Source organism: Pseudomonas sp. IPO3774 (genome assembly GCF_013386835.1).
GTDB lineage: Bacteria > Pseudomonadota > Gammaproteobacteria > Pseudomonadales > Pseudomonadaceae > Aquipseudomonas.
In genome coordinates this window covers 1-25,403 of record NZ_JACAQY010000065.1, presented here as the reverse complement: position 1 = coordinate 25,403, position 25,403 = coordinate 1, and the positions used below count along the sequence as shown (strand labels likewise).

The window sequence follows — 25,403 nt, the reverse complement described above, 5'->3', positions numbered from 1 at the left end:
TTTGCGCTGTTCAAAAGTGAGCCGCTGTAAGAGCGGAACCCATATCAGCCATCACCCAAATAACGGATATGCCCCCCAATCAGCGAACCTTCACAGCCTCAACCCAATCCGGATCCAGCCGCGTCTGGTCAGGCTCAATCCCCAACCCCCGCATCCTCTCCAGATGCTCATCAACTTCCCGCACCAACTGCGCCTGAGAACTCGAATTGGCGTCCAGTTCGTGCATCTGCATCAACCCAAGGTGATAAAACCGCAGCAACTTGATCGCCACCGGATCATTCGCCTTCACCCCGTCAGTCACCTTGTGCATCACATTAGTCACACTCATCAGGCTGCGCTTGAGCTGCCACCCATACACCGCCGGCGCGAACCAGGCCTGGTTCCAGAACGGCCCCCGCACCAGCCCTACGGTAATCAACACCCCGGCAAACACCCCGCCCACATTAAAGCGAAAATTATCCCCCCCAGGCTCACCAAACAGCATCACCGCCAGGCTGGAAAGCACCATCGCCAACACCACAAACAACCCCGCGACTATCAACGTACTGCGTCGCGTCTGCTGGCGAAAAACAATCGGGTCGCACGGTTTGAGCTCAAACATCCAGGGTCAGTCTCCATGGCACAAGTAGGGTTATAACGCCGGCCAGCATCTTCTCATGCTTCACCCGTCGGAGTGACGGTAATCAGGTTGAACGATGGATCAGCGCAATTTCTCTAACCCCTGTAGGCAACCGACCCCCAAGTGAGGTGAACCATGACCCGGTACCAGCAACAGCCGCCCGGCACACCCAACCCCGACCGCACCCCCGGCGAAGAGGAACGTGACAACGACGCCCTGCGCCCCAACGACCCGGCTGAACGGCAAGACGAAGAAGAGCAGGTCGAGGAAGACCTGGAAAACCTGCACGACAAGGCCCGCCCGCTGTAGACCCGGCGCGCCAAGGAGGTAGTTATGACTAATCGTACAAGCGGCCCGCATTCATCCGAGCATTCCAGCGGCAAGGACGAATTGGGTTTCGACCCCGATTCCCCGGACGTCGCAGACCCACAGGTCGACCCGGTAGGTCCCGCCATTGCCCCGTTGGACAAGCCAGAAAAAACCGGCAAGAAGCCGGCCTATGATCCCCTCGGTGATCTGAAAAAGTGAAACAAGCCCCGCCGTCGTGCGGGGCTTTTTATTCCTCAACCAAGCCGTTTCGGGGCTGTCCATGTCACCTCGGTGATGCCGAACTTCTCCGCCCAGGGACGAGTGGTCTTTTTCACCCGCTCGTGGCCCGGCCGGCCTATCCGCCCCACGTGGGCAATGTCGGCATCAACGGCCGCCCAATGCCACGCTTCGGCGTTGTTCATGACCTCGGCACGCACCACAAAGGTTTTTGGTTCGCCGTGTAGCAAGTAGTGGATGGTGTAGATCATTGCGGTACTCATGATGCCTCCCTGTCTTGTAGTGAATGGATATAAATCAGTTCAGAAAGGTTCAGAAAGTTTGTGCATCTGAGGGCTTGCATTTGATTCAACCCACAATTGGCAAATAACCGCCGTCAGGGTATTAGTGGTGCTTTCGCCACCGACTCCAGGATTGCGTCATGCCAGAGCTGACCCACAGCCGCCTCTACCTGCAACGTCTGGGCTACGACACGCCGCCTCCGCCCACCCTGCAAACCCTGCAGGATCTGCAGTTGCGCCATGTCAGCACCTTCGCGTTTGAAAGCCTGTCGACCCTGCTGCACGCACCGGTGCCGATCGATTTGCCGAGCGTCGAACAAAAAGTCCTGTTCGACGGCCGTGGTGGTTATTGCTACGAGCTGAACCAGCTGTTCCTGGCCTTGTTGCAGGAGTTGGGCTTCGAGGCGCGGGGCATTACCGGCCGTGTGGTGATGGGGGGGCCACCCGATGCGCTTACGGCGCGCACCCATCGGCTGAGCCTGGTGACCCTGGATGGCGTGCGTTACATCAGTGATGTCGGCTTTGGTGGCATGGTGCCCACCAGTCCGTTGCAACTGGACACCGATGCCACCCAGGCCACCGCCCATGAACCCTATCGCCTGAGCCTGGACGAGGGCAGCTACACCTTGTGGGCGCAGGTCGCCGGTGAGTGGCGCGGCTTATATGTGTTCGACCTGCAGGTGCAGTCACACTTCGACTACGAGATCGGTAACTGGTACGTCTCCACCCACCCGGATTCGCCGTTCCTCGGCCAGCTGAAAGTCGCACTGATTGGCCCGGGATTTCGCCGCACGCTGAACAACGGGCAGTACGCGATTCACTACCTGGACCGGGCCAGCGAAAAGCGTGCAATCGAGGACGTCGAAGAGTTGCTGAACCTGTTGCAGGCCAGCTTTGGCATTCGCCTGCCGGCGCATCCGCAGTTGCGGTCAATTCTCGGCCGTTTGCTGGCTCCCGTCCAAGACGCTTGATATAGAGCCTTCGCTGAACCGTTTTACCTCGAAAAAGGTGCAAATTAATTCGAACCTTTCGCCAAAACGAGGGTTCGAAGCGTTTCCTGAATAATTTGCCACCTGCAATGGAGACGTAAAACGATGTCCAAACTATTCGGAAAGATCCTCAAGAATTCCTCGGTCCTGGCCTTGATCGCGGCACCTGGTGTGGTGTTCGCCGCAGCGCCGACCGACCCGATTTCCACCTTCGGGATCCTCGGCAGCTACAACGACTTCAAACTCGAAGGCGGTAGCCAAAGCGACAAGGACCACATGCCTGAAGCCGGCCTGTTCTATAACTTCGGCAACAAGCTGACGGCTGAATCCGGCTTTATCTACCAGGCCGGTATCGAAGCCAAGTACGGCGAGAAGAGCGACAACAAGCTCAAGGAAGGCCAGGCCGACCTCGACCTCGGCTGGCGTGCCGCGCTGGATGCGCGCAACTTCGTCGACGTGCTGGTGGGTGGCGGCTACAGCTGGACCCGCTACGAGCCGGACTCGGGCGACTACGACATGAAACTCACCAACAAATCGCCGTTCGCCAAGGCGGCCCTGGGCTACAACCACCAGTTCGATGACATGACCATGCGTGTTGAACTGGGCGCCCGCCATACCATCGACGGCCGCGCCAAGCTCAAGGTCGACGGCATCGGCAGCGACACCGTGGACCTCAAGGACCGCACCAACCCGTACGCCGAAGTCAGCCTGCTGATGAACCAGAAAGGCGATCTGCCAGTGATGGCGGGCCTGTACTACACCCGCACCGAGTACAAGCTCGATGACGATTCGTACGTGGCCGACAACACCAAGCTCAAGCGTGACGAGTACGGGTTCAAGGTCGGTATAGCCTTCTAAATCTGCCTGACTGATTGTTCCCACGCTCTGCGTGGGAATGCATCCCGTGACGCTCTGCGTCACAACGCGGACGCAGAGCGTCCAAGGCGGCGTTCCCACGCAGAGCGTGGGAACGATCAGCCGCTGAAGCCTGTCCGCCCAAGCCCCCCTTTCTGTCCCCCAATACCCTCAACGCCGCGCCCTGGCTGCCTTAGTGTGGATCACGCTTTCACACAATAAGAGAGAAGGTGGCTATGCGGGCAATCAACCCCCGTCGCATCAGTCTGCTGCTGGCCGTGACCTGCCTGCTGACAGCCTGTGGCGACAAACCGAAACATCCCCCCGAACGTGCCACGGCGGCCAATGCCATGCCGAGCGACGCAGCCCTGGCCCAGGTCTACGACACCAGTTGCAAGCTGTGCCACGCCAACCCGGCCTCCGGTGCGCCGCTGACCGGTGACGGCCCGGCCTGGAGCCCGCGCATCGCCCAGGGCCCGGACACCCTGCTGGACCACACCATCAATGGCTACAACGGCATGCCCCCGATGGGCCTGTGCGTGCAGTGCTCCGAAGAGCAATTCCTGGGGCTGATCAGCTTTATGTCGGGTCAACACATCCAATAAGAATAACGGGGTAGGCGATGGGGCTTTCACGGCGAGAATTATTGCAGCGCGGCGCGGTAGCCGGCGCGTTCATGGCATTGACCAGTAACCCGGTGCTGGCCCAGCTGGCCCGGGCACCGCGGCTGATTCCCTGGCGCAATTGGTCGGGGGCGCAAACCTGTCTGCCCCTGGCGCGGCTGGCGCCGAAGAACCTTGATGAACTGGTGCAGGTCATCGGCCAGGCACCGGGCAAGGTGCGGCCGGTGGGCTCGGGCCATTCGTTCAGTGCCCTGGTGCCCACCGACGGCACGCTGCTGTCCCTGAGTTACTTCAATGGCCTGCTGGATCACGACCCGCAAACCTTGCAGGCCACGTTCGCCGCCGGTACGCCGATGTCACGCATGGGAAAGGCGTTGAAGGACGTTGGCCAGGCGTTGCCGAACATGGCGGATATCGACTACCAGACCCTGGCCGGGGCGATCTCCACTTCCACTCATGGCACCGGCGTGGGCTTCACCTCATATTCCGGTTGCGTCACCGGCCTGCAACTGGTGACCGCCCAGGGTGAGGTGCTGGAGTGCGACGCCAACCGCCACCCCGAGGTGTTCAGTGCCGCCCGGGTGTCCCTCGGCGCCCTCGGCGTGGCCACCCAGGTCCGCCTGCAAAACCGCGCACCGTACCGCCTGCGGGAGCGCCAGTGGATCGCCAAGACTGAAGAACTGCTGGAGGACGTGGCAAAGAACACCCGGGAAAACCAGCACTGGGAAATGCTCGTGGTGACCCATTCCGACTACGCCCTGTCCATCGCCCTGAACGAAACCACCGACCCCGAAACCCCGCCCATCGACCCGGCCGAGGCAGGCGGCAACGAGTTTGTGTCGATCATCGAGAAACTCGACAAATACGGCAGCGATTTCCCCGAGGCCCGGCGTACCTTGCTCAACAGCCTGCGCTTTTTTGCCAGCTTCGATGACCGCGTGGCCGAGTCGTTCCAGGTGTACGCCAACGTGCGCAACGTGCGTTTCAACGAGATGGAATATTCGGTGCCCGCCGAGCACGGACCGGCATGCCTGCGGGAAATCCTCAAGCTGATCAACGACAAGGACCTGCGCACCTGGTTTCCCATCGAGTACCGCTACGTCAAGGCCGATGACATTCCGCTGAGCATGTTCGAGGGCCGCGACAGCTGTTCGATTTCCGTGCACCAGCACTACACCATGGACCACCACAACTTCTTCGCCGCCGTAGAACCGATCTTCTGGAAATACGCCGGTCGCCCGCACTGGGGCAAGTTGCACACCCTCAATGCGCGCACTTTGCAGCCGCTGTATCCGCGCTGGGAGGAATTTACCCGAGTGCGCCGCGAGCTGGACCCCTGCGGCAAATTCCTCAATGCGCACCTGTCGTCTATTCTGGGAGTGGCCTGATGAACCGCAGACATTTCATGCTCGGCACCGGCGTGTTGCTGGTGGGTGGTGCCATCTTGCTGAGGCCGGGCGACCGCGGCAGCCCTTACACCGAGTATTTCCGCAGCCTCAACCAGCAACTCAAGGCCCATGGGCCGATGCGCCCGGTGATGCTGATCGACCTCGATCGCCTGGACCACAACATCGACGTGGTGATGCAGTCGGTGCAGCGCGGCGGCAAACACCTGCGGCTGGTGGAGAAATCCCTGCCGTCGCCGGGGCTGCTGGCGTACATCGCCAAGCGAGCCGGCACCCAGCGCCTGATGTCGTTTCATCAGCCATTTCTGAATCACGACGCCCAGGTCTTTCCCGATGCGGACATCCTGCTGGGCAAGCCGTTGCCGGTGCGTTCCGCCGAGTTGTTTTACCAAACCCACAAGGGCCCGTTCGACCCGTCCCGGCAGCTGCAATGGCTGCTGGACACCCCCGAGCGCTTGCAACAATACCTGGCGCTGGCCCAGGGATTGGGCACGAAACTACGGGTCAATATCGAGCTGGATGTGGGCCTGCATCGCGGCGGCATCAGCGACAACGCGGTGCTGGGGCAGATGCTGATGATGATCAGCGCGCATCCGCAGCAGCTGGAATTCAGCGGGTTCATGGGCTACGACCCGTTCGTGGGCATGGGCGTGCCGGGGATTCTCGGCTCGCCCCAGGACCTGTTCGACAAAGTCATGCAGCGCTACAACGGCTATGTGGATTACACCCGCCAGCACTTTGCGCCGCTGTGGCGCGACGGGCTGACGTTGAATACGGCAGGCAGCCCGAGCTATCGCATTCACGAGCAGGAAAAACTCAGCAGCGAGGTGTCGGTGGGCACCGCGTTGCTCAAGCCGACGCACTATGACTTGCCTTCGCTGAGTGAGCATGTGCCGGCGGCCTATATCGCCACGCCCGTGTTGAAAAGCACCGGGCCGGTGGACATTCCGGCGCTGGACGGCAAGTCGCGGTTGTTCTCGTGGTGGGATGCGAATCAGCGCGCCACGTTCTTTATTTATGGGGGCAACTGGATGGCGGAGTTTGAGTCGCCCAGGGGGTTGCAGAGCAATGACCTGTACGGGCGCAGCTCCAATCAGGAGATGGTCAATGGTTCGCCCAAGGTGGGGCTGAACGTGGAAGACCAGGTGTTCCTGCGCCCGACCCAGAGTGAGTTTGTGCTGCTGCAGTTCGGCGATTTGCTGGCAGTACGGGGCGGGAAAATCGTCGATACCTGGCCGGTCTACACCTGACAACGCCGTCCCACTGTAGGAGCGAGCTTGCTCGCGAAAAACCCAAGGACGACGCGTTCATCCAGACGGCCCGCGTTATCGTTGACGTTTTTCGCGAGCAAGCTCGCTCCTACAGTTTTTGCCGGGTTTACAAGGCAAACGGAATCGTCAGCTTCGCCCACAACATGTCGCCTTCCGGGCGGTTCTGCACATCAAACTCCTTGGCCCAGCGCACCTCGGCACTCGCATACTTGAGGAAGGTGAAATACACCGCCGGACCGATCGCAAACACCTGGCCCTTGACCCCGTCATCCACATCTTCGCCATAGATGTTCACCACGGTATGCCCGTATTGCTTATCGTCGGTGGTCTGCTTGAGGTAGTAGCCGTTGAGCCCAAGGCTGAGGTTATCCGTCACCTTGTAGCTGGCCGAGTAGTCGAAGTGAAAAATCTGCCCCGACCGGTAATGGGTATCGGGGTTTTCCTTGTTGAAGCTGTAGGTGGTCTTGATCGACAGCTCAGTGCGCTCGTTGGGCATCCAGGTCGCCGACACCAACGGTTTGTAGGTGTAGAAATTGTTGCTGGTATTGGCCAGGCGCGTGGCGTCGTATTCGCCGGTGGGCAGGGTGATTTCCAGGGCGGTGCCCACTGTCAGGTTCTTGCCCAGGTCCCAGAGGATGATCGGCGCCACGGTGGTGTCGCCCATGCTTTCCCGGGTGTCGGACATGCCGAACAGCGACACCTGTTGCTTCAGGTACGGCTGGGCGATGTAGCCGCCCAGGCGCCCGCCGAATACCCGCAACGGGCTGAGGTAATCCAGGCGCGGGATGATCGCGTCGGACTTGATCTTCACGTCCGGCACCTTGCCACCCAACGAGCTGATATCGAGCTTCCTGGCTTCGTAGTGGTTGTAATAGATGTTGAAGGCGAACATGTGGTCGGGCAGGTTGTTGACGTCCAGCGGCAGGATGTAGAAGCCATCGGTGCCGGGGCCGATGTTGTCGACGCCGCCTTCGGTGGCAAGGGCCGGCAGGCTGATGAGGGTCAACAGGGCGAGTTGCACGGGGTAAAACGCACGGGTCGTGTTCATGTCTGGGCTCATTATTATTATCAGGACGACGCTGCCTATAGAAATAAGCCCTGAACGGCCAGCGGGGCAGGGTATTGGCGGCCACATAGGGGGACTTTGGCGGACAGCTTTCATCCAGAGTGCAGCAGTTCTTGCAAGAGCCTATGATTGTCAGGATGTTTCCAAAACAAGAACTGAAGCACTCAGTCGGGAATCGAAGATCCATGCAAAGGAAAGCCGTTGATCCGCACTATGACCTGGCCCTGGTCTCGCCATTTCTGCTGCAAACCCTCGGCCAAGTGGTCGCGCAAAAAGGCGCGAGCGCCGAGCACCTGTGTCGTGGCCTGGGATTTACTTTGGCCGACCTGGACGACCCGGCCCAGCGCATTTCCTATCGCCAGGCAGTAGCAATGATCCAGCGTGCACTCAAGGTGTTGCCCGACCAGGGGCTGGGCCTGTGGGTAGGCCATCAGAACGTACTCGGCACCCTGGGCCTGCTCGGCCATGTGATTTCACTGTGCAAGACGTTGCGCGATGCGTTTGCCATCGGGGAACGTCATCAGCACACCTCCGGCGGTATCGCCACCTCGCGCACCCATGAAGGTCCCCAGGAAGTTTTCGTCGATATCGAATGCCTGCTGCCCTACGCCGAGGTGCAGGTGTTTGCCGCCGAGGAGTTCTTCGCCAGCCTGATGGTGTATGGCCGCGCCCTGGTGGGCGAGGGCTTCATGCCGCTGCGGGTCGAATTTATCCACGCCGCGCCCACCTATGTCGCTGACTATCACCAGCTGTTGGGTGCGGATGTGCGTTTTGGCTGCCTGCATAACCGCATGGTCCTGGCCAGCCACTGGCTGGATGTGCGGCTGCCCAATCACCATGCCCTGGCCTTGCGCCAGGCCCTGGAACTGCTGGAACTGGAAAGCGCGCAACTGCATCAGAAAATGGATTTGATCCAGGCGGTGGAGCGCGCGATTTCCCGGGATTTGCAGGGCAGCCAGCTGGAAAAGGTCGCCAGTGACTTGAACATGAGCGGGCGTACCTTGCGCCGGCGCCTGACCGAGCATGGGCTGACGTTCGAGGGCTTGCTGGAACAGGTGCGCAGGGCAAGGACCATGGGGTTGTTGAGCAACCCGGGGTTGTCCATCGAACGGATCACCGAGGAAGTTGGCTACAGCGATGTGCGCAGTTTTCGGCGGGCGTTCAAGCGCTGGACCGGGCTGAGCCCCAGTGCGTTTCGCGGTGAAGGCGCAGGGCCGGGGTGATCGTCAGGATTGGCCCCATTGGCTACCTGATCTTTCCCCGGATTGGCTATTTGTCCAATGCCCCCTCGTCACTACTCTAGACACCAATCCCCACTGTTCTGGAGTATCACCATGCAAGCTCGTACCGACTTCTACACCGCCTCCCCGGATGCCATGAAAGCCATGCTGGCCCTGGAGGCTGCCGTCGGCAAACTGTCCATCGAACTGCCGCTGCTGGAACTGGTGCGCCTGCGTGTGTCGCAGATCAACGGCTGCGCCTTCTGCCTCGACATGCACACCGCCGACGCCCGCAAGGGGGGCGAGACCGAGCGCCGCCTGTACACCGTGTCGGCCTGGCGTGAAACGCCGTTCTTCACCCCCCGTGAACGCGCCGCGCTGGCCTGGGCCGAAAGCCTGACCCTGCTGAGCCAGACCCACGCACCGGATGCAGACTTCACCGAACTGGCCGCCCACTTCAGCCCGCAAGAGCAAGTCGACCTGAGCGTGGCGATCGCCACCATCAACAGCTGGAACCGTCTGGCGGTGGGTTTTCGCAAGATGCCTAAATAACCCGACAAGACGCCGGGATGACTGATCGTTCCCGCGCTCTGCGTGGGAATGCCGCCCCGGACGCTCTGCGCCCAGCGGGCGATGCAAGGCTCAAGTCTTGCGTACGGGTGACGCGGAGCGTCACGGGATGCATTCCCACGCAGAGCGAGGGAACGATCAATGAAGCCGATCTACCACCGGGTTACAGCCAGTCGGCATTCACTTGAAGTAACCCCGTGGCGTGGCGCCGGTCATGGCCTTGAAGAAGGCGATCAGCGCACTGTCACTGGCAAAGCCCAACTCAAAGGCGCAGTACCCGAGACTGCGCCCGGTGGCGAGCAGCTCGATGGCGCGCATCAGGCGCCACTGCTGGCGCCATTGCTGATAGCCCATGCCGGTTTCCCGCAGGAAGATCCGGCCGATGGTTTTGCCGCTGGCGGCCACCTGGCGTTGCAAGGCTTGCAGCTCCGGTGGCAGCGCGTCGAGGTTCTGCAATAACGGCGCCAGGCGTTTGTCCGTGGGCAGGGGCAGCAGCAGCGGTTGCTCGACTGCCTCGCGGATTTCACTCAGGCACAGCGCCAGCAAATGCGCGTATTTGCCCTGTTGCCAATCGGTGTCGAACGCCGCCATTGCCATCGGCTCCAGCACCGCCCGCAGCAGCGCATTCACCTCAATCACCCGCACTTGTGCCGGCAACTGCCCGGCCAATGCCGGGCTGACATACACCGAACGGTAATCCACGGTCTGTTGCATCACTGCCCGGTGCGGCACACCGCCGGGAATCCACGCTGCCCGAGTGGGCGGCAACAGGCACAGCTGGTTGGCCAGGGTAATGCGCGTGCAGCCCTGTTGGGTGAACAGCAATTGCCCGCGCTGATGCTGATGTACACCGGAGTCGTGATCACCCAGCAGGGCGGCGATGCCCACCACGGGCGCGTCGAAGCGGTCGGGATCGAAAGGTGTCTGCGCCGCCAGCCATGCCATGGGATGTCCGATTTCATTGATAAGGTGTTGAAGTCTGGATAATACGCCAGCTGCCGCTGTTTAGACTCCCTGGCCTGTTTACTCGTGAAGAGCGTCTGGATGATGTTGAAAAACTTGCTGGTGCTGGCGGTGGCGCTGCTGATGTTCCCGCAAATCGCACAAACCCTGTATAGCCCTGCGCTGGCGGATATCGGCCAGGCGTTTGCGGTAGGGCCCGAGGCAGCGGGGCAGACCTTGTCGGTGTACTTTCTGGCCTTCGCGTTCGGGGTCGTGGTGTGGGGACGCTTGTGTGACCGCTTCGGCCGGCGCCCGGTGATGCTGGCCGGGTTGGCCCTTTATGGCGCGGCCACAGCGCTGGCCTTGGGCGTGCGTTCGTTCAACGGCCTGTTGCTGGCCCAGGCGGTGGCGGCGTTTGGTGCGGCGGTGGGGTCGGTGGTGACGCAAACCGTGCTGCGCGACCGCTTCAGCGGTGCCGGGCTGGCGCAGGTGTTTTCAGTCGTGGGCATTGCCCTGGCGGCCAGCCCCGCCATTGGCCTGTTCACTGGCGCGGGCCTGGTGCAGCACTTTGGCTATCGCGGGGTGCTCACAGGCTTGTTGCTGCTGGCGCTGACGTTATTGGCCTGGTGCCTGTGGGCCTTGCCGGAAACCCGCCCGGCCTCGCTGCCCACAGCGTCGTTGCGCGGCACCCTGGGCCTGATGCTCAAGGATGCGGCGCTGTGGCGTTCGGTGGGGCTGGTCGCGGTCTTCAATATCGCGCTGTTCAGCTATTACAGCCTGGGGCCGTTTGTGTTCCAGCGCCTGGGGTTGTCTGCCGAGCAGTTCGGCTACAGCGGCGTCCTGCTGGCGTTGGGCTCGGGGCTTGGGGCCTGGCTCAACAAGGGGTTGCTCAAGCGCGGGGCCGGCAGCGAACAGCTGGTGCTGGCAGCCGGTGGCGTGATGTTAGTGGGCAGCGTGCTGGTGGTGCTGTTACAGGACCGTTGGCTGTTCGTGTTGCCGATGCTGTTGGTGGTCATGGCCTTCGGCATGGCGATTCCCAATGTCCTGGGGGCGGCACTCACGGCTTATCGCGACCGCCTTGGCACCGCCGGTGCCTTGTTCGGTTTGCTGTATTACCTGGTGATCGGGGTGGGGTTGACCCTGGCAGCCTGGGTCCAGCAGTTGGGCTGGACCCTGTTGGTGTGCGCCTTGGCGGCGCTATGCCTGGCGATCCCGCGTACCGTCAGAAATTGACCGTGGCACTCAAGCGCGCCGTCAACGGCGCACCCTGGAACAGGTAGTCATCGCCCATGTATTCGCCGGCATCGCGCCAGTAACGCTTGTCGAACAGGTTGTCGACGCTCAGGCGAAACACCGTTTCATAGCCATCGAGTTTGGTGGTGTAGCGGCTGCCGACGTTGACGATGGCGTAGTCGCCCACTTCCACATCACCGGTGCGATTGGCGTACTTGTTGGCGCTGTATTGCACGCCGCCGAGCAGCGCCAGGCCGTCGACCCAGGGCAGGGCGTAGTCGGCGTACAGACTGGCCCGCAGTTTCGGCACGTTGATCGCCTGATGGCCTTCGTATTCCGGCGTGCCGCTGCCCGTCACCCGTGCACGGATGGCCGCGACGCTGGCGGCGATCTGCAAGCGCTGGGTGGCCCAGCCGTTGGCGGACAATTCCAGGCCGGTGTTTTTCTGCTCGCCCTGTTGCACGTAGGTGTAGTCGCCGGCGTCATCCGGCCTGGCATATTGATAGGCCTGGCGAGTCTGGAAGATCGCGGCGGCAAAGCTGATGCGGCGCCAGTCGTATTTCACCCCGGCTTCGATCTGGCGGGAAACTGTCGGGGCGAGGGTTTCATCTTTATTCAGGGCAAACCACGGCGCGGTACCGCCCAGGGACAGGCCTTTGCTGTAGCTGGTGTAGAGCGACAGGTTTTCAATCGGTTTGTAGATCAGCGCCGCCTGGGGCAGGAACACATACTGCCGGGTGTGGCGCGACTCGTTGCCCTGATCATCGAAAGCCTTTTCGTCCAGGCGCACTTCGCGGCCGCCCACGATGGTCTGCCATTGCTCGTTGAAGCTGATGCGGTCGGTGACGAACAGGCCGTATTGGCGGCTGTCGAGGTTGCGATGACTATCGTTCAGGGGCTTATCGGTGGGCGCGAAGTTTTCCGGGTCCTGATTGATATTGCCGGAGCCAATCATCTCGTTGACCGATTCGCGCTTGTCCACCACTCGCCGAAACGCACTGCTGCCAAACGTCAACTCATGCCCCAGGCCACCGGTATTGAACAACCCGGTCATCGCGGCCTGGATTTCATCATCGCGCCGGGTGTCATCAGGGCTGCGGAAGTCATAGATATCGTAGTTGCCTTCCGGGCTGAAGTAGTTCGGTACCTTGGCCCCGGCACAGCTCGCGGACCCGTAGCAGCCCCACGCAAACGAACTGTAATCATCAATCACCACCTTGCTGCGCGCCGCGCTGACGCTGCCTTTCCACTGGTCACTGAAGCGATATTCAAACTTGCCGTTGAGGTTCAGCGAATCAATCCCTACCTGATTCGCACCGCTCTGATGCCCCAGCAGTTTTTTCGGCGACGCGTCGTGCGGCACCTCGGTCCCGCCCAGCAGCTGATAACCCGGCACCGAGCGCTGTTGCTTGTTCTGATACTCGGCATCCAGCTGCAATACCGCGTCGGGGCTGATGTTCCAGTCGAACGCCAGGGACAGGAAATCCCGGTGGCCATTGGCATGTTCGACATAGGAATGCAGGTCTTCATGGGCCACGTTGGCGCGCAGGCCGAACTGCTGCTCGCTGCCAAACCAGCCGCCCACGTCGGTGGCCAGGTAACCACTGCCGCGATCATCGGTGGACACCGTCACCGAGCGCACATCCTCCGGGCGCTTGGTCACGTAATTGATAACGCCGCTGGGCTCGGAAATCCCGCTTTGCATACCCGACAATCCCTTGAGCAGCTCCACGCGCTGCTTGTTCTCCAGGGCAACGTTCTGCTCGCCGGTGATGGTGCGGCCATTGATCTTGTAACTGCTGGCGGCATTCAGCGAGAAACCGCGCACCACGAAGTTTTCGTAGTAGCCGATGGGCGCATAGCTGTCGCCCACCGAGGCGTCATTGCGCAGCACTTCGCTGAGCAAGCGCGCCTGCTGGTCCTTGATCAACGACTCGTTGAACACCGCGATCGAGGCCGGCGTGTCGAGCAACGGCGCCTCATTGAAAGCGCCCACCGACGCGGTGTCGGTGTTGTAGCCGGATTCATCCTGGCCCTGGACCTTCACCTCCGGCAGCTCGATATCAGCCGCCTGGCTGCTTCCAATACCTGCGCTGAGCAACAGGCCGAGGGCAAAACGTGAAGGGGCAGCGGGGCGAAGACGCAAAACCATGGGGGAAGGCCTGAGAGCGCAGAGCGGAGGGCGCATAAGCTAGGCATAACGGCGGCGTTTTACAAGTTTTCGAGAATGGTTCGCTTTGAGACGTCCCGTCTCAGCCCGCAGATCAATCCTGCTGCTGCTCGACAGCGGCCCCTGGCAACTGCGATAGACAAGACTTCTCTCACCGTTGAAGGAGATCGTCATGAGTATCGCTGGAAAAGTTGCACTGGTGACCGGCGCCGGGCAGGGCATCGGCCGGGCCATCGCCCTGCGCCTGGCGCGGGACGGCGCCGACATAGCGTTGGTGGACATCAACAGCGCGAAGATTGAAGCGGTGGCGGCCGAGGTGGTTGCACTGGGGCGCAAGGCCTCGGTGTATGTCGCCGATGTCTCGAAGCTGGAGCAAGTGGTCGCGGCGGTGGACCATGCCCACCAGACCTTGGGCGGCTTCGACATCATCATCAACAACGCCGGTGTCGCACAGATTGACGCACTGCTGGACGTAACCCCGGAACAAGTCGACCGCACGTTGCGTATCAACGTGCAGGGCACGCTTTGGGGCATCCAGGCCGCAGGCAAGAAATTCAAGGCGCTGAAGCAGAAGGGCAAGATCATCAATGCCTGCTCGATTGCCGGCCATGAAGGCTTTGCGCTGCTGGGGGTGTATTCGGCCACCAAGTTTGCCGTGCGTGCGCTGACCCAGGCCGCGGCGAGGGAACTGGCCATTGACGGGATTACCGTCAACGCCTACTGCCCGGGTGTGGTGGGCACCGACATGTGGGTCGAGATCGACAAGCGCATGGCCGAGATTACCGGCGCCGAGGTAGGGGCGACGTACAAGAAGTATGTGGACGGGATTGCGTTGGGCCGGGCGGAAACGCCGGAGGATGTAGCGGGGCTGGTGTCGTACCTGGCGGGGCCGGATTCGGATTACATGACCGGGCAATCGCCGTTGATTGATGGCGGGATTCTGTACCGCTGAGCCGGCGGAATCACTCGGTCAAAAAATGTGGGAGCGGGCTTGCTCGCGAAGGCGGAGTGTCAGCCACCGGAAATGTTGACTGGTACACCGCCTTCGCGAGCAAGCCCGCTCCCACATTTTTGACCGTGTTGGGTCAGTGCTTGCCGGGCATGTCGATACCCAGCTGGTTAACCCGCCGATACAAGGTCGCCCTGGAAATCCCCAACGCCTGCGCCGCCGCCAGCGGCTTCCACCGATGCCGAATCAGTGCGTCCAGCACCAACTGCCGCTCAGGACTCACGCTTTCCGATGTTTCCACCGCAACCGCGTCACCACGAACTTCCACCGGCAAATCCGCCAGTTGAATTGTCCCGCCGTCGCACACCGCACAGGCGTATGCCAATACATGCCGCAGTTGCCGCACATTCCCCGGCCAGGCATAACCCAGCAGCGACTCCAGCGCCGCTGCCGCGATCCCGACCGCAACACCGCTGTGCCGCGCCTCCTGCTCCAGAAGCCGATTGATCAATGCCAGTTTGTCCATGCGCTCGCGCAATGGCGGCACACAGAACCGCGCACAGCCCAACCGGAAATACAAATCCTCGCGAAAGCTTCCAGCACTCACCAGCGCCGCCAAGTCCCGATGGCTGGCGCAGATCACCTGGATATCCACCGCCCGGGTTTTTGCCCCGCCCAGCGGCGCCACTTCACCTTCGGCCATTACCCGCAGCAGTCGCGTCTGCAACGCCAGCGGCATGTCGCCGATCTCGTCGAGAAACAACGTGCCGCCATCGGCCTGCAACAGCAGCCCGGTCATGCCCTTGCTGGAGGCACCGGTAAATGCCCCGGCCACGTAGCCGAACAGTTCGCTCTCGATCAGGTTTTCCGGGATCGCCGCGCAGTTCACCGCCACAAAGGGGCCGTCGCGACGGGCGCTGCGTTCATGCAACTGGCGGGCAAACACTTCCTTGCCGGCGCCGGTTTCGCCCTGGACCAGCACCGGCAGGTTGCGGTCCTTGACCCGCACGGCCAGGCGCAGATGTTCTTCTACTCGCGGGTCTACCTGATGACTCGAAGACACCGTCGCACGTGCAGCCTTACGCCGCGGCGCGCTGACCCGTACCTGCAACGCCCCCGGCTCGCCGAGCCAATGCAACTGCTGCGTCGATTGATCGGTCACGGCGCGCAACGCGTCCAGGTCAAACACTTCGCCGATATGCTCCGGCAATTGCCCGAAGCGCAACCTCAGGGCCTGCCGCGCCTTGCTGTTCAAGGCTTGTAGCCGCCCATCCTGATCCCACGCCAGCAGCATGTCCGGCTGGCTGTCGACGTAACCGGGCGTGCTGTGGGCCTGCAACACCCAATGTTGCCGGGCGCTGTGCATGAAAAACGCGTTCTCGATGGCCCGCGCGCTTTGCGCCACCATCTGCCGCACCAGGTGCTGGCTGCGCCGGTCATCCGGCGATTTCAGGGCGGAGGCGTCCATCACGCCCAGCAGGTTGCCCTGGGGATCAAAGATGGGGGCGGCAGAGCAGGTCAGGCCGATAAACGCCGCACGAAAGTGGTCGCGCTTGTGCACGGTGACCGCGGCCTTGCTGGTCAGCACCGTGGCCACGCCGCAGGTGCCTTCCTCGGCTTCCGACCAGCAGGTGCCGAGGTACAGGCCGGCCTTGCGGCAGTCGTTGCGAATGCCGGCGTCCACGCGGTGGTCGATGGTCTGGCCCTGGGCGTCGGTGAGCATCACGCAGTAATCGGCGTGGCGCACCCGGTTGTGAATCTGCCCGACTTCCTCACTGGCGATGCGCATGAACAGCTCGGCGCGTTCGCGGCATTCCTTGAGCAGGGTGCTGGTGAGGATGCGCGGCCCTTGCAGGGAACCGGGGTCGAGGTGGTGCTGCTCCATGGAGCGGCGCCAGGAATCAAAAATCAGCGACGGCACCGGAGCCTGGGGCAGGCGGTCGGCGTTGCGTACCACGCGGCTGACACAGTCGACATGGTCCTTGGAGTTCACGGCGAGCATGGAAGCCTCCGGTTCTCGATCCTTGTTGTTATGCCCGCCATTAAGCGCCCATGGGCCGGGCGGGACAAGGGCGGCCTGACCAACTGTCCGAGGTGAGACGCAACGTCTCATCCCGCCTGAGACGCTGCGGGCAGGTTGCAACGGCGCGTCTCATTGAACGGGCCACAGTGGCATACCCGGGTCTTCCGGCAGCTGCTCTGGATCAAGGCTTTCCCAGGTTTTCCAGCGGATTGGCACAGGCCGTGCTGAGTGCCTTGCAGCTGGCCTGATCCAGCCTTTTGTGTGTCGAGACAACCTGGAGAACAACAAGATGTCCACTCACCTGTCCACCGATCAATTGCTTCATGCCTACACCGTGATGCGCACCATCCGTGATTTCGAAGAACGCCTGCATGTGGAATTCGCCACCGGCGAGATCCCCGGTTTCGTGCATTTGTATGCCGGCCAGGAAGCCAGTGCCGCCGGGGTTATGGCCCACCTCAACGATGAAGATTGCATCGCCTCCAACCACCGTGGCCACGGCCATTGCATCGCCAAGGGTGTGGACGTGTTCGGCATGATGGCCGAGATCTACGGCAAGAAAACCGGGGTGTGCGGCGGCAAGGGCGGCTCCATGCACATCGCCGACCAGGAGAAGGGCATGCTCGGCGCCAACGGCATTGTGGGTGCCGGGGCGCCGCTGGCGGCCGGTGCGGCCCTGGCGGCCAAGCTCAAGGGCAGCGCGGGGGTGGCGGTCGCGTTTTTCGGCGACGGCGGCTCCAACGAGGGGGCGGTGTTCGAAGCGATGAACCTGGCCTCGATCATGAACCTGCCGTGCCTGTTCGTGGCCGAGAACAACGGTTATGCCGAAGCCACCGGGTCCGGCTGGTCGGTGGCCTGCAAGGACATTGCCGAGCGCGCCGTGGGTTTTGGCATGCCGGGGGTGATTGTCGACGGCAACGACTTTTTTGCCGTGCACGCCGCCCTCGGCGTCGCGGTAGAGCGTGCCCGCAGCGGTAAAGGGCCGACGCTGGTGGAGGTCAAACTGAGCCGTTTCTACGGCCACTTCGAAGGCGATGCGCAAACCTATCGCGGCCCGGACGAAGTGAAAAACCTGCGGGAAACCGGCGACTGCCTGAGCCTGTTTCGCCAGCGCTGCACCGCCGAAGGCTGGCTCGACGCGGCTCAGTTCGAACGCATCGACACCGAAGTCGCGCAGCTGATCGAAGACGCCGTGCGCCTGGCCAAGTCCGATCCCAAACCCCAGGCCGCCGACCTGCTGAGCGATGTCTACGTCGCCTACCGCTAACCGCCACCCACTACAAAAACAATCCGTGGAGAAGTCATCATGGCTAGAAAAATCAGCTATCAGCAGGCAATCAACGAAGCCCTGGCCCAGGAAATGCGCCGCGACCAGAGCTTGTTCATCATCGGCCAGGATGTGTCCGGCGGCACCGGTTCGCCCGGTGAACAGGACGCCTGGGGTGGCGTGCTCGGCGTCACCAAGGGCCTGTACCCGGAATTCCCCGACCGCGTGCTCGACGCGCCGCTCTCCGAGGTCGGCTATGTAGGCATGGCCGTCGGCGCCGCCACCCGAGGCATGCGCCCGGTGTGCGAATTGATGTTCGTCGACTTTATCGGCTGCTGCCTCGACCAGTTGCTCAACCAGGCGGCGAAGTTTCGCTATATGTTCGGTGGCAAGACCACCACGCCGCTGGTGGTGCGCGCCATGTACGGCGCCGGCCTGCGTGCGGCGGCCCAGCATTCGCAGATGCTCACCTCGATGTGGACGCATATTCCCGGGCTCAAGGTGGTGTGCCCGGCCACGCCCTATGACGCCAAGGGCATGCTGATCCAGGCGATCCGCGACAACGACCCGGTGATTTTCCTCGAACACAAAATGCTCTACAGCCTCCAGGGCGAAGTGCCGGAAGAGCTGTACACCGTGCCGTTCGGCGAAGCCAACTACGTGCGTGAAGGCAACGATGTAACCCTGGTGACCTACGGGCGCATGGTGCACATCGCCCTGGAAGCCGCAGCTAATCTGGCGCGCCAGGGTATCGACTGCGAAGTGTTGGACCTGCGCACCACCAGCCCGCTGGACGAAGACAGCATCCTTGAAAGCGTGGAGAAAACCGGGCGCCTGGTGGTGATCGACGAGTCCAACCCACGTTGCTCGATTGCCACGGACATCAGTGCATTGGTGGCGCAACGGGCGTTCAGCTTCCTGCGCGCGCCGATCGAAATGGTCACCGCGCCTCACACGCCGGTGCCGTTCTCCGATGCCCTGGAGGACCTGTACATCCCCAACGCGGCGAAGATCGAAGCTGCGGTGCTGAAGATCGCCGACAAGAGGAATGCCGCATGATCCATACACTGACCATGCCCAAGTGGGGGCTGTCGATGACCGAGGGCCGGGTTGATGTCTGGCTCAAGCAGCCGGGCGACCGGGTGGAGAAGGGTGAAGAGGTGCTGGATGTCGAGACCGACAAGATTTCCAGCAGTGTCGAGGCACCCTTCAGCGGGGTGCTGCGGCGGGTGTTGGCCCAGAGCGATGAGACCTTGCCCGTGGGGGCATTGCTGGCAATCGTGGTGGAAGGCGAGGCCAGCGAGGCCGAGATTGATGGGGTGATCGAGGCGTTCCTGGCGGGGTTCGTTTCCAGTGCCGCCGAGGCTGAAGCCAGCGGGCCATCGGCACAGAAGGTCGAGGTGGGCGGGCGCCTGCTGCGCTATCTGGACCTCGGGGAGGGCGGCACACCGCTGGTGCTGGTGCACGGCTTTGGTGGCGACCTGAATAACTGGCTGTTCAATCACCCGGTGCTCGCGGCTGAGCGGCGGGTGATCGCCCTGGATTTGCCGGGGCATGGCGAGTCGGGCAAGTACCTGCAAACGGGCGAGCTTGAGGAGCTGAGCCAGGCGGTATTGGCACTGCTGGATTATCTGAAGGTTGACCGGGTACACCTCGCCGGGCATTCCATGGGCGGGCTGGTTTCCCTGAACCTCGCGCGGGTGGCACCGCAGCGTGTGGCGTCGTTGACCCTGATCGCCAGCGCTGGGTTGGGTACGCAGATCAACAGTGACTACCTGCAAGGTTTTATCGACGCGAGCAATCGCAATGCACTCAAGCCGCAACTGGTGCAACTGTTCAGCGATCCGGCGCTGGTGACTCGGCAGATGCTGGAAGACATGCTCAAGTTCAAGCGCCTGGAGGGTGTGGCGCAGGCGTTGCGGCAGATCACCGGAGCGTTGTTCAGCGGTGGTCGGCAATTGGTGGATTTGCGCAGTGTGGTGGGGCAGCAGCCGAGCCTGGTGATCTGGGGCAGTGAGGACGCAATCATTCCGGCGAGCCATGCCCAGGGGTTGGAGGCTCAGGTGGAGATACTGCCGGGGCAGGGGCATATGGTGCAGTTGGAGGCAGCGGAGCGGGTGAATCAGTTGATGCTGGCGTTTCTTCGGACCTGATCGTTCCCACGCTCCGCGTGGGAATGCCGCCCTGGACGCTCCGCGTCCCGAGGGTGACGCGGAGCGTCACAGGATGCATTCCCACGCGGAGCGTGGGAACGATCTTCAAGACCAGCGGTGTTTTTGGTGGCGCTTCAGGGTCTCGCTGGGCAACTCCTGAAACAACGCCCGATAACTGTTGGAAAAACGCCCCAAATGCCAGAACGACCAATTCATCGCCACCTCCGCCACGGTGGTGTCCACTGACGGCGGGCTCAACAACTCCCGCCGTGCACTGTTCAACCGGCGCAACCGCAACCACTGCGCCGGGCTTATCCCTGTATACGTCTTGAACCCGTGCTGCAACTGGCGCAACGGCACCCCGGCAATGCGCGCCAGTTGCAGCAGGTTGACGGTTTCATCCGGCACATCCGCCGCCCATTCACCAATGCGCGCCATGATGATTCGCTCCTCGGTGCGTCGCTGCAATGAGCCCTTGTCGAGGCACACGCAGGCGTTGTCGAGGATGAACAGGCAGTCGTCCAGTAACTGCTGAGTCAGCGCATCACGACTCGGCGGGTCCAGCGTCGCCGACAGCCGTGTCAGCGTGCCGCTGAGCCAGCGGCTGAACAACGGGTTTTGCAGGGAGTTGAGCGGGGCCATGAACAACCCCTCCAGCTTCGCCACATCCAGACCATGGCGCTGGACAAACTGCGGCCCGAACACCACTGCCACTTCGCGGTAGTTTTCCGGGGTGATCCAGGTGTTGCGGCTTTCGCCATTGAGCACGTACAGCGCGTTGTCGCTGCCATCGAAACAGAACGCCAGGGAACCCGGCGGCGCGTTGAAGTTCTGCTCCACCCGGGTGTTCATCCGCTCTTCGTACACCTCGACACCTTGCAGGTCGAGATAGCGGATCTGCCCGGCAAAATGCCCCGGGGACATCTGCTGGTACTGCTGCACCCAACCGGGTGTCGCACTGCATTGAGCGGCCACATCACCGGTGGTGAAGGCCTGTACGCGCAAAGCTGTTGCCTGTGTCATGGGTAACCTGGGCGCACTCTATTGGTGCGTTGTGGTTGGCGCAAAGTGGATAGATGCCGTTGGACGGCTGGCCCAAGATAGACCTCAATGCGCCGCGAGGGAAGCCCGCGGCGCAGCATCCAACCCATGACGAGGTCCTTATGAACGCCCCCTTCGATCAGCTGTCCGCCTGGCTGAAAGAACACAAGATTACCGAAGTCGAATGCGTGATCAGTGATTTGACTGGCATCGCACGCGGCAAGATTTCGCCCACCAACAAGTTCCTGCATGAGCGAGGCATGCGCCTGCCGGAAAGTGTGTTGCTGCAAACGGTAACCGGGGACTTTGTCGACGACGACATCTACTACGACCTGCTGGACCCCGCCGACATCGACATGATCTGCCGCCCGGTGTCCAACGCCACCTACGTGGTGCCATGGGCCATCGAGCCGACGGCCATCGTGATCCACGACACCTTCGACAAGCAGGGCAACCCCATCGAACTGTCGCCGCGCAACGTGCTGAAAAAGGTCCTGCAACTCTATACCGACCAGGGCTGGCAGCCGATTGTCGCGCCGGAGATGGAGTTCTACCTGACCCAGCGCTGCGAAGACCCGGACCTGCCGCTGAAGACCCCGCTGGGCCGTTCCGGTCGCGCCGAAAGTGGCCGCCAGTCGTTCTCCATCGACGCCGCCAACGAGTTCGACCCGCTGTTCGAAGACGTCTACGACTGGTGCGAAGCCCAGGGCCTGGACCTCGACACGCTGATCCACGAAGACGGCCCGGCGCAGATGGAAATCAACTTCCGCCACGGCGATGCCCTCGACCTGGCCGACCAGATCACCGTGTTCAAACGCACCCTGCGCGAGGCTGCACTCAAGCACAACGTGGCGGCCACCTTCATGGCCAAACCGGTGGCCGACGAGCCCGGCAGCGCCATGCACCTGCACCAGAGCGTGGTGGAGATCGCCACCGGCAAACAGGTGTTTGTCGATGAACACGGCAACAAGAGCCAGCTGTTCCTCAACCACATCGGCGGCCTGCAGAAGTACATCCCCAAGCTGCTGCCGATGTTTGCGCCTAACGTCAACTCGTTCCGCCGCTTCCTGCCGGACACCTCGGCACCGGTCAACGTCGAGTGGGGCGAAGAAAACCGCACCGTCGGCCTGCGCGTACCGAGTTCCAGCCCCGACGCCATGCGCGTGGAAAACCGCCTGCCGGGTGCCGACGCCAACCCGTACCTGGCCATCGCCGCCAGCCTGCTGTGCGGCTACCTCGGCATGATCGAAAAGGTCGAGCCCAGCGCCCCGGTGGAAGGCCGTGCCTACGAACGCCGCAACCTGAGGCTGCCGATCACCATCGAAGACGCCCTGGCGCGCATGGAAGAGTGCGACACCGTCAAGCAGTACCTGGGGGACAAGTTTGTGCGCGGCTACGTCGCGGTCAAGCGTGCCGAACACGAGAATTTCAAGCGGGTGATCAGCTCCTGGGAACGTGAGTTCCTGCTGCTGAGCGTCTGACGACTCGTCCGTAGCAGCCGTCGAGCCTTAGCGAGGCTGCGTCGGGCCCGCCGCAATTGTGTCTGATACATCGCTACGCAGCCTCGCCAAGGCTCGACAGCTGCTACGGGCAGAATGGCTGGATGAATACATAAAAATCAATCAAGCAAAGGGGTGTCGATATGCGTCTGGTGAAAAAGCTTCTCCCGCTGGCCTTGGCGGCATTGTTCAGCAGCGCGGGCCACGCCGCGCAGACGGTCAGTGTGTACAACTGGACCGACTACATCGGTGAGACCACCTTGGCCGACTTCCAGGCCAAGACCGGGATCAAGGTGATCTACGACGTGTTCGACTCCAACGAAACCCTGGAAGGCAAACTGCTCGCCGGCCGTACCGGCTACGATGTGGTGGTGCCGTCCAACCACTTCCTGGCGCGCCAGGTAAAGGCCGGCGCGTTCCTCAAGCTGGACCGTTCGCAGCTACCCAACTTCAAGAACCTCGACCCCAAGCTGCTCAAACTGCTGGAGAAAAACGACCCGGGCAACGAGCATTCGGTGCCGTACCTGTGGGGCACCAACGGCATCGGCTATAACGTGGACAAGGTCAAGCAGGTGTTGGGCATCGACCATATCGATTCGTGGGCCGTGCTGTTTGAACCGGAGAACATCAAGAAGCTCCACGAGTGCGGCGTAGCATTCCTCGACTCGGCGGATGAACTGTTCCCGGCGATCCTCAACTACATGGGCAAGGACCCGCGCAGCGAGAATCCCGAAGACTACAAACAGGCCGAGGCCAAGCTGCTGACCCTGCGGCCGTACATCACTTATTTCCATTCCTCCAAGTACATCTCGGACCTGGCCAACGGTGATATCTGCGTCGCCTTCGGTTATTCCGGCGACGTGTTCCAGGCGGCCAACCGCGCCAAGGAAGCCAAGAACGGCGTGAACATCGCCTACTCGATCCCCAAGGAAGGCAGCAACCTGTGGTTCGACCTGCTGGCCATCCCGGCGGACGCCGCCAACCCGAAAGCCGCCCACGCCTTCATCAACTACTTGCTGGACCCTGAAGTGATCGCCAAGGTCAGCGCCAGCGTCGGCTACGCCAACCCGAACCCGGCGGCCAAGGCCTTCATGGCCCCCGAGCTGGTGAACAACCCCGAGATCTACCCGTCCCAGGAAGTGCTCGACAAACTCTACATTTCCACCACCCCGACGCCCGCCGTCATGCGCTTGATGACGCGGTCCTGGAGCAAAGTGAAGACCAACAAATGAACCGTTCCTCCTCCGACCACGCTCGTTCCTATTACCTGGCTTCGGCCAACGCCATGCCCCGGCGCCCAGCGCTGGGGGCTGACCTGACCGCCGATGTGTGTGTGATCGGCGGTGGGTTCACCGGGGTCAACACCGCCATCGAACTGGCCCAGCGTGGGCTATCGGTGATTTTGCTGGAGGCCCGGCGGATTGGCTGGGGCGCCAGCGGGCGCAATGGCGGGCAGCTGATTCGCGGGATTGGGCATGACGTCTCGGGCTTTGCCAGGTACGTGGGGGAGGAGGGTGTGCGTTACCTGCAGCAGGCCGGGATCGATTCGGTGGCGCTGGTGGGCGAGCGGATTCGCGAGCACGGGATTGACTGTGATTTGCGCTGGGGGTTTTGCGAGTTGGCGAATACGCCGGCGCAGTTTGCGGCGTTTCAGGGGGAGCTGGAGAGCCTGGCTGCCTTGGGGTATGCGCCTGAAACGCGGTTGGTGGCATCGCAGGATATGGCGCAGGTGGTTGGCTCAGGCTTGTATGCCGGTGGCCTGGTGGACATGGGCTCCGGGCATCTGCACCCGTTGAACCTGGTGCTGGGGGAGGCGGGTGTGGCCGAATCCCTTGGGGTGCGGATCTTTGAAGGCAGCCCGGTGCTGGAGTTGATCCATGGCGACACGGTGCAGGTGCGTTGCGCGTCCGGCACCGTGCGCGCCGGTAGCCTGGTGCTGGCGTGCAATGCGCATCTGGAGGAATTGGAGCCGAAGTTGAGCGGCAAGGTGTTGCCAGCGGGGAGCTACATCATTGCGACCGAGCCGCTGTCGGTTGGGGTGGCTGATCAGTTGATTCCGCAGAACCTGGCGTTGTGTGATCAGAAAGTGGGGTTGGATTATTACCGCCTTTCGGCGGATCGGCGGTTGTTGTTTGGGGGGGCTTGTCATTATTCGGGGCGTGATCCGGTGGATATCGCGGGGTATATGCGGCCGAAGATGCTCAAGGTTTTTCCGCAGTTGGCGAATACCGCGATTGAGTTTCAGTGGGGGGGGAAGATCGGCATCACCGCCAATCGCTTTCCCCAGGTGGGGCGCCTGAAGCAGCATCCGAATGTGTTCTATGCCCAGGGGTATTCGGGGCATGGGTTGAACGTGACTCACTGGTGTGCGCGGTTGTTGGCTGAGGGGATTCAGGCTGGGCAGAGCCGGGGGTTGGATATTTTCAGCCAGGTGCCGCATATGACGTTTCCTGGGGGGAAGGTGTTGCGTTCGCCGCTGTTGGCGTTGGGGATGTTGTGGTATCGGGTTCGGGAGATGGTGGGGTGATTGATTGGGTACATATCCGTTTCTTCGGTAACGGCCACCTAGGGTTTCGCTCTTACAGCGAGTCACTTTGCAAAAGCGGCAAAGTAACCAAAGCGCTCTGCCCCGCCTGTCGGCACCTCGCCTAGGCTCGGTGTTCCCTCACTCCGGCATTGC

General features: G+C 62.0%; 24 protein-coding genes. 17 read left to right on the top strand and 7 right to left on the bottom strand.

From position 1 onward, the window contains the following. Positions 1-79: 79 nt before the first annotated feature. Positions 80-601: a DUF3087 family protein gene (locus HYE77_RS28820; RefSeq protein WP_177070157.1), complete on the bottom strand. Its 522-nt coding sequence runs from the start codon at positions 599-601 to the stop codon at positions 80-82. 153 nt (positions 602-754) lie between these two features. Here HYE77_RS28820 and HYE77_RS28815 point away from each other — a divergent pair, with 153 nt between their 5' ends. Together HYE77_RS28815 and HYE77_RS28810 are read left to right on the top strand one after the other, a co-directional pair. Further along, positions 755-928, top strand: coding sequence for a hypothetical protein (locus HYE77_RS28815; protein WP_003210891.1), 174 nt, complete (start codon positions 755-757; stop codon positions 926-928). 24 nt (positions 929-952) lie between these two features. Continuing rightward, positions 953-1,147, top strand: a complete 195-nt coding sequence (locus tag HYE77_RS28810; protein ID WP_003210890.1) for a DUF6021 family protein — start codon at positions 953-955, stop codon at positions 1,145-1,147. Positions 1,148-1,182: 35 nt separating this feature from the next. Here HYE77_RS28810 and HYE77_RS28805 read toward each other — a convergent pair whose 3' ends face one another. Further along, on the bottom strand, positions 1,183-1,428 hold the full coding sequence (locus HYE77_RS28805; protein WP_023658994.1) for a DUF6555 family protein: 246 nt from the start codon (positions 1,426-1,428) through the stop codon (positions 1,183-1,185). A 158-nt stretch (positions 1,429-1,586) separates the two neighbouring features. On the opposite strand from HYE77_RS28805, the gene HYE77_RS28800 reads away from it, so the two are divergent. From HYE77_RS28800 to HYE77_RS28780, 5 genes are all read left to right on the top strand, one after another. Then, complete coding sequence (locus HYE77_RS28800; protein ID WP_177029252.1) at positions 1,587-2,417, top strand: arylamine N-acetyltransferase; 831 nt, start codon at positions 1,587-1,589, stop codon at positions 2,415-2,417. 123 nt (positions 2,418-2,540) lie between these two features. Beyond that, a complete protein-coding gene (locus HYE77_RS28795; protein ID WP_003210885.1) occupies positions 2,541-3,293 on the top strand; it encodes an outer membrane beta-barrel protein in 753 nt (250 codons plus the stop codon). 233 nt (positions 3,294-3,526) lie between these two features. After that, positions 3,527-3,895, top strand: coding sequence for a cytochrome c5 family protein (locus tag HYE77_RS28790; RefSeq protein ID WP_134326198.1), 369 nt, complete (start codon positions 3,527-3,529; stop codon positions 3,893-3,895). A gap of 77 nt (positions 3,896-3,972) precedes the next feature. Then, positions 3,973-5,301 carry a D-arabinono-1,4-lactone oxidase gene (locus HYE77_RS28785; protein ID WP_177070159.1) on the top strand — a complete coding sequence of 443 codons (1,329 nt, stop codon included), beginning with the start codon at positions 3,973-3,975 and terminating at the stop codon, positions 5,299-5,301. A 59-nt stretch (positions 5,302-5,360) separates the two neighbouring features. Then, on the top strand, positions 5,361-6,569 hold the full coding sequence (locus HYE77_RS28780; RefSeq protein WP_161635728.1) for a DSD1 family PLP-dependent enzyme: 1,209 nt from the start codon (positions 5,361-5,363) through the stop codon (positions 6,567-6,569). Between the two features lie 127 nt (positions 6,570-6,696). Here HYE77_RS28780 and HYE77_RS28775 read toward each other — a convergent pair whose 3' ends face one another. Beyond that, positions 6,697-7,638 (bottom strand): transporter, encoded by a 942-nt coding sequence (locus HYE77_RS28775; protein ID WP_003219185.1) that lies wholly within the window; start codon positions 7,636-7,638, stop codon positions 6,697-6,699. Between the two features lie 203 nt (positions 7,639-7,841). On the opposite strand from HYE77_RS28775, the gene HYE77_RS28770 reads away from it, so the two are divergent. Both HYE77_RS28770 and HYE77_RS28765 read left to right on the top strand, forming a co-directional pair. Continuing rightward, positions 7,842-8,879: an AraC family transcriptional regulator gene (locus tag HYE77_RS28770; protein ID WP_102368645.1), complete on the top strand. Its 1,038-nt coding sequence runs from the start codon at positions 7,842-7,844 to the stop codon at positions 8,877-8,879. 111 nt (positions 8,880-8,990) lie between these two features. Beyond that, positions 8,991-9,428, top strand: coding sequence for a carboxymuconolactone decarboxylase family protein (locus HYE77_RS28765; RefSeq protein ID WP_003219182.1), 438 nt, complete (start codon positions 8,991-8,993; stop codon positions 9,426-9,428). Between the two features lie 198 nt (positions 9,429-9,626). On the opposite strand, the gene HYE77_RS28760 is transcribed toward HYE77_RS28765, so the two are convergent. Then, positions 9,627-10,391: a helix-turn-helix transcriptional regulator gene (locus tag HYE77_RS28760; protein WP_177070155.1), complete on the bottom strand. Its 765-nt coding sequence runs from the start codon at positions 10,389-10,391 to the stop codon at positions 9,627-9,629. A 99-nt stretch (positions 10,392-10,490) separates the two neighbouring features. Between HYE77_RS28760 and HYE77_RS28755 the strand changes: the two genes are divergently transcribed. Beyond that, complete coding sequence (locus HYE77_RS28755; RefSeq protein ID WP_003219178.1) at positions 10,491-11,621, top strand: MFS transporter; 1,131 nt, start codon at positions 10,491-10,493, stop codon at positions 11,619-11,621. On the opposite strand, the gene HYE77_RS28750 is transcribed toward HYE77_RS28755, so the two are convergent. Then, positions 11,611-13,773, bottom strand: coding sequence for a TonB-dependent siderophore receptor (locus tag HYE77_RS28750; RefSeq protein WP_087694140.1), 2,163 nt, complete (start codon positions 13,771-13,773; stop codon positions 11,611-11,613). The two genes, HYE77_RS28755 and HYE77_RS28750, sit on opposite strands and share 11 nt — an antisense overlap. Before the next feature lie 190 nt (positions 13,774-13,963). On the opposite strand from HYE77_RS28750, the gene HYE77_RS28745 reads away from it, so the two are divergent. Beyond that, complete coding sequence (locus HYE77_RS28745; RefSeq protein WP_102368648.1) at positions 13,964-14,743, top strand: acetoin reductase; 780 nt, start codon at positions 13,964-13,966, stop codon at positions 14,741-14,743. Between the two features lie 133 nt (positions 14,744-14,876). Here the strand turns inward: HYE77_RS28745 and HYE77_RS28740 are convergent, their stop codons facing one another. Beyond that, positions 14,877-16,742 carry a sigma-54-dependent Fis family transcriptional regulator gene (locus HYE77_RS28740; RefSeq protein WP_003219161.1) on the bottom strand — a complete coding sequence of 622 codons (1,866 nt, stop codon included), beginning with the start codon at positions 16,740-16,742 and terminating at the stop codon, positions 14,877-14,879. A 310-nt stretch (positions 16,743-17,052) separates the two neighbouring features. On the opposite strand from HYE77_RS28740, the gene HYE77_RS28735 reads away from it, so the two are divergent. Genes HYE77_RS28735 through HYE77_RS28725 form a run of 3 tightly spaced genes read left to right on the top strand, consistent with a single transcriptional unit; the run spans position 17,053 to position 20,183 of the window. Then, positions 17,053-18,030 carry a thiamine pyrophosphate-dependent dehydrogenase E1 component subunit alpha gene (locus HYE77_RS28735; RefSeq protein ID WP_003219159.1) on the top strand — a complete coding sequence of 326 codons (978 nt, stop codon included), beginning with the start codon at positions 17,053-17,055 and terminating at the stop codon, positions 18,028-18,030. A 39-nt stretch (positions 18,031-18,069) separates the two neighbouring features. Further along, a complete protein-coding gene (locus HYE77_RS28730) occupies positions 18,070-19,089 on the top strand; it encodes an alpha-ketoacid dehydrogenase subunit beta (protein WP_177070153.1) in 1,020 nt (339 codons plus the stop codon). After that, complete coding sequence (locus HYE77_RS28725; protein ID WP_177070152.1) at positions 19,086-20,183, top strand: acetoin dehydrogenase dihydrolipoyllysine-residue acetyltransferase subunit; 1,098 nt, start codon at positions 19,086-19,088, stop codon at positions 20,181-20,183. The genes HYE77_RS28730 and HYE77_RS28725 overlap by 4 nt, the downstream gene beginning before the upstream one ends. A gap of 105 nt (positions 20,184-20,288) precedes the next feature. Here the strand turns inward: HYE77_RS28725 and HYE77_RS28720 are convergent, their stop codons facing one another. Further along, the gene (locus HYE77_RS28720) at positions 20,289-21,206 is read right to left on the bottom strand and encodes a helix-turn-helix domain-containing protein (RefSeq protein ID WP_177070150.1); all 918 of its coding nucleotides are present in this window, start codon (positions 21,204-21,206) and stop codon (positions 20,289-20,291) included. A gap of 140 nt (positions 21,207-21,346) precedes the next feature. Here HYE77_RS28720 and HYE77_RS28715 point away from each other — a divergent pair, with 140 nt between their 5' ends. The 3 genes from HYE77_RS28715 (at position 21,347) to HYE77_RS28705 (ending at position 25,250) form a co-directional block, all read left to right on the top strand. Further along, a complete protein-coding gene (locus HYE77_RS28715; protein ID WP_003219154.1) occupies positions 21,347-22,705 on the top strand; it encodes a glutamine synthetase family protein in 1,359 nt (452 codons plus the stop codon). Between the two features lie 161 nt (positions 22,706-22,866). Continuing rightward, a complete protein-coding gene (locus HYE77_RS28710; RefSeq protein ID WP_003219153.1) occupies positions 22,867-23,955 on the top strand; it encodes a polyamine ABC transporter substrate-binding protein in 1,089 nt (362 codons plus the stop codon). After that, positions 23,952-25,250, top strand: coding sequence for an FAD-binding oxidoreductase (locus HYE77_RS28705; protein ID WP_177070148.1), 1,299 nt, complete (start codon positions 23,952-23,954; stop codon positions 25,248-25,250). The genes HYE77_RS28710 and HYE77_RS28705 overlap by 4 nt, the downstream gene beginning before the upstream one ends. Positions 25,251-25,403 lie beyond the last annotated feature (153 nt).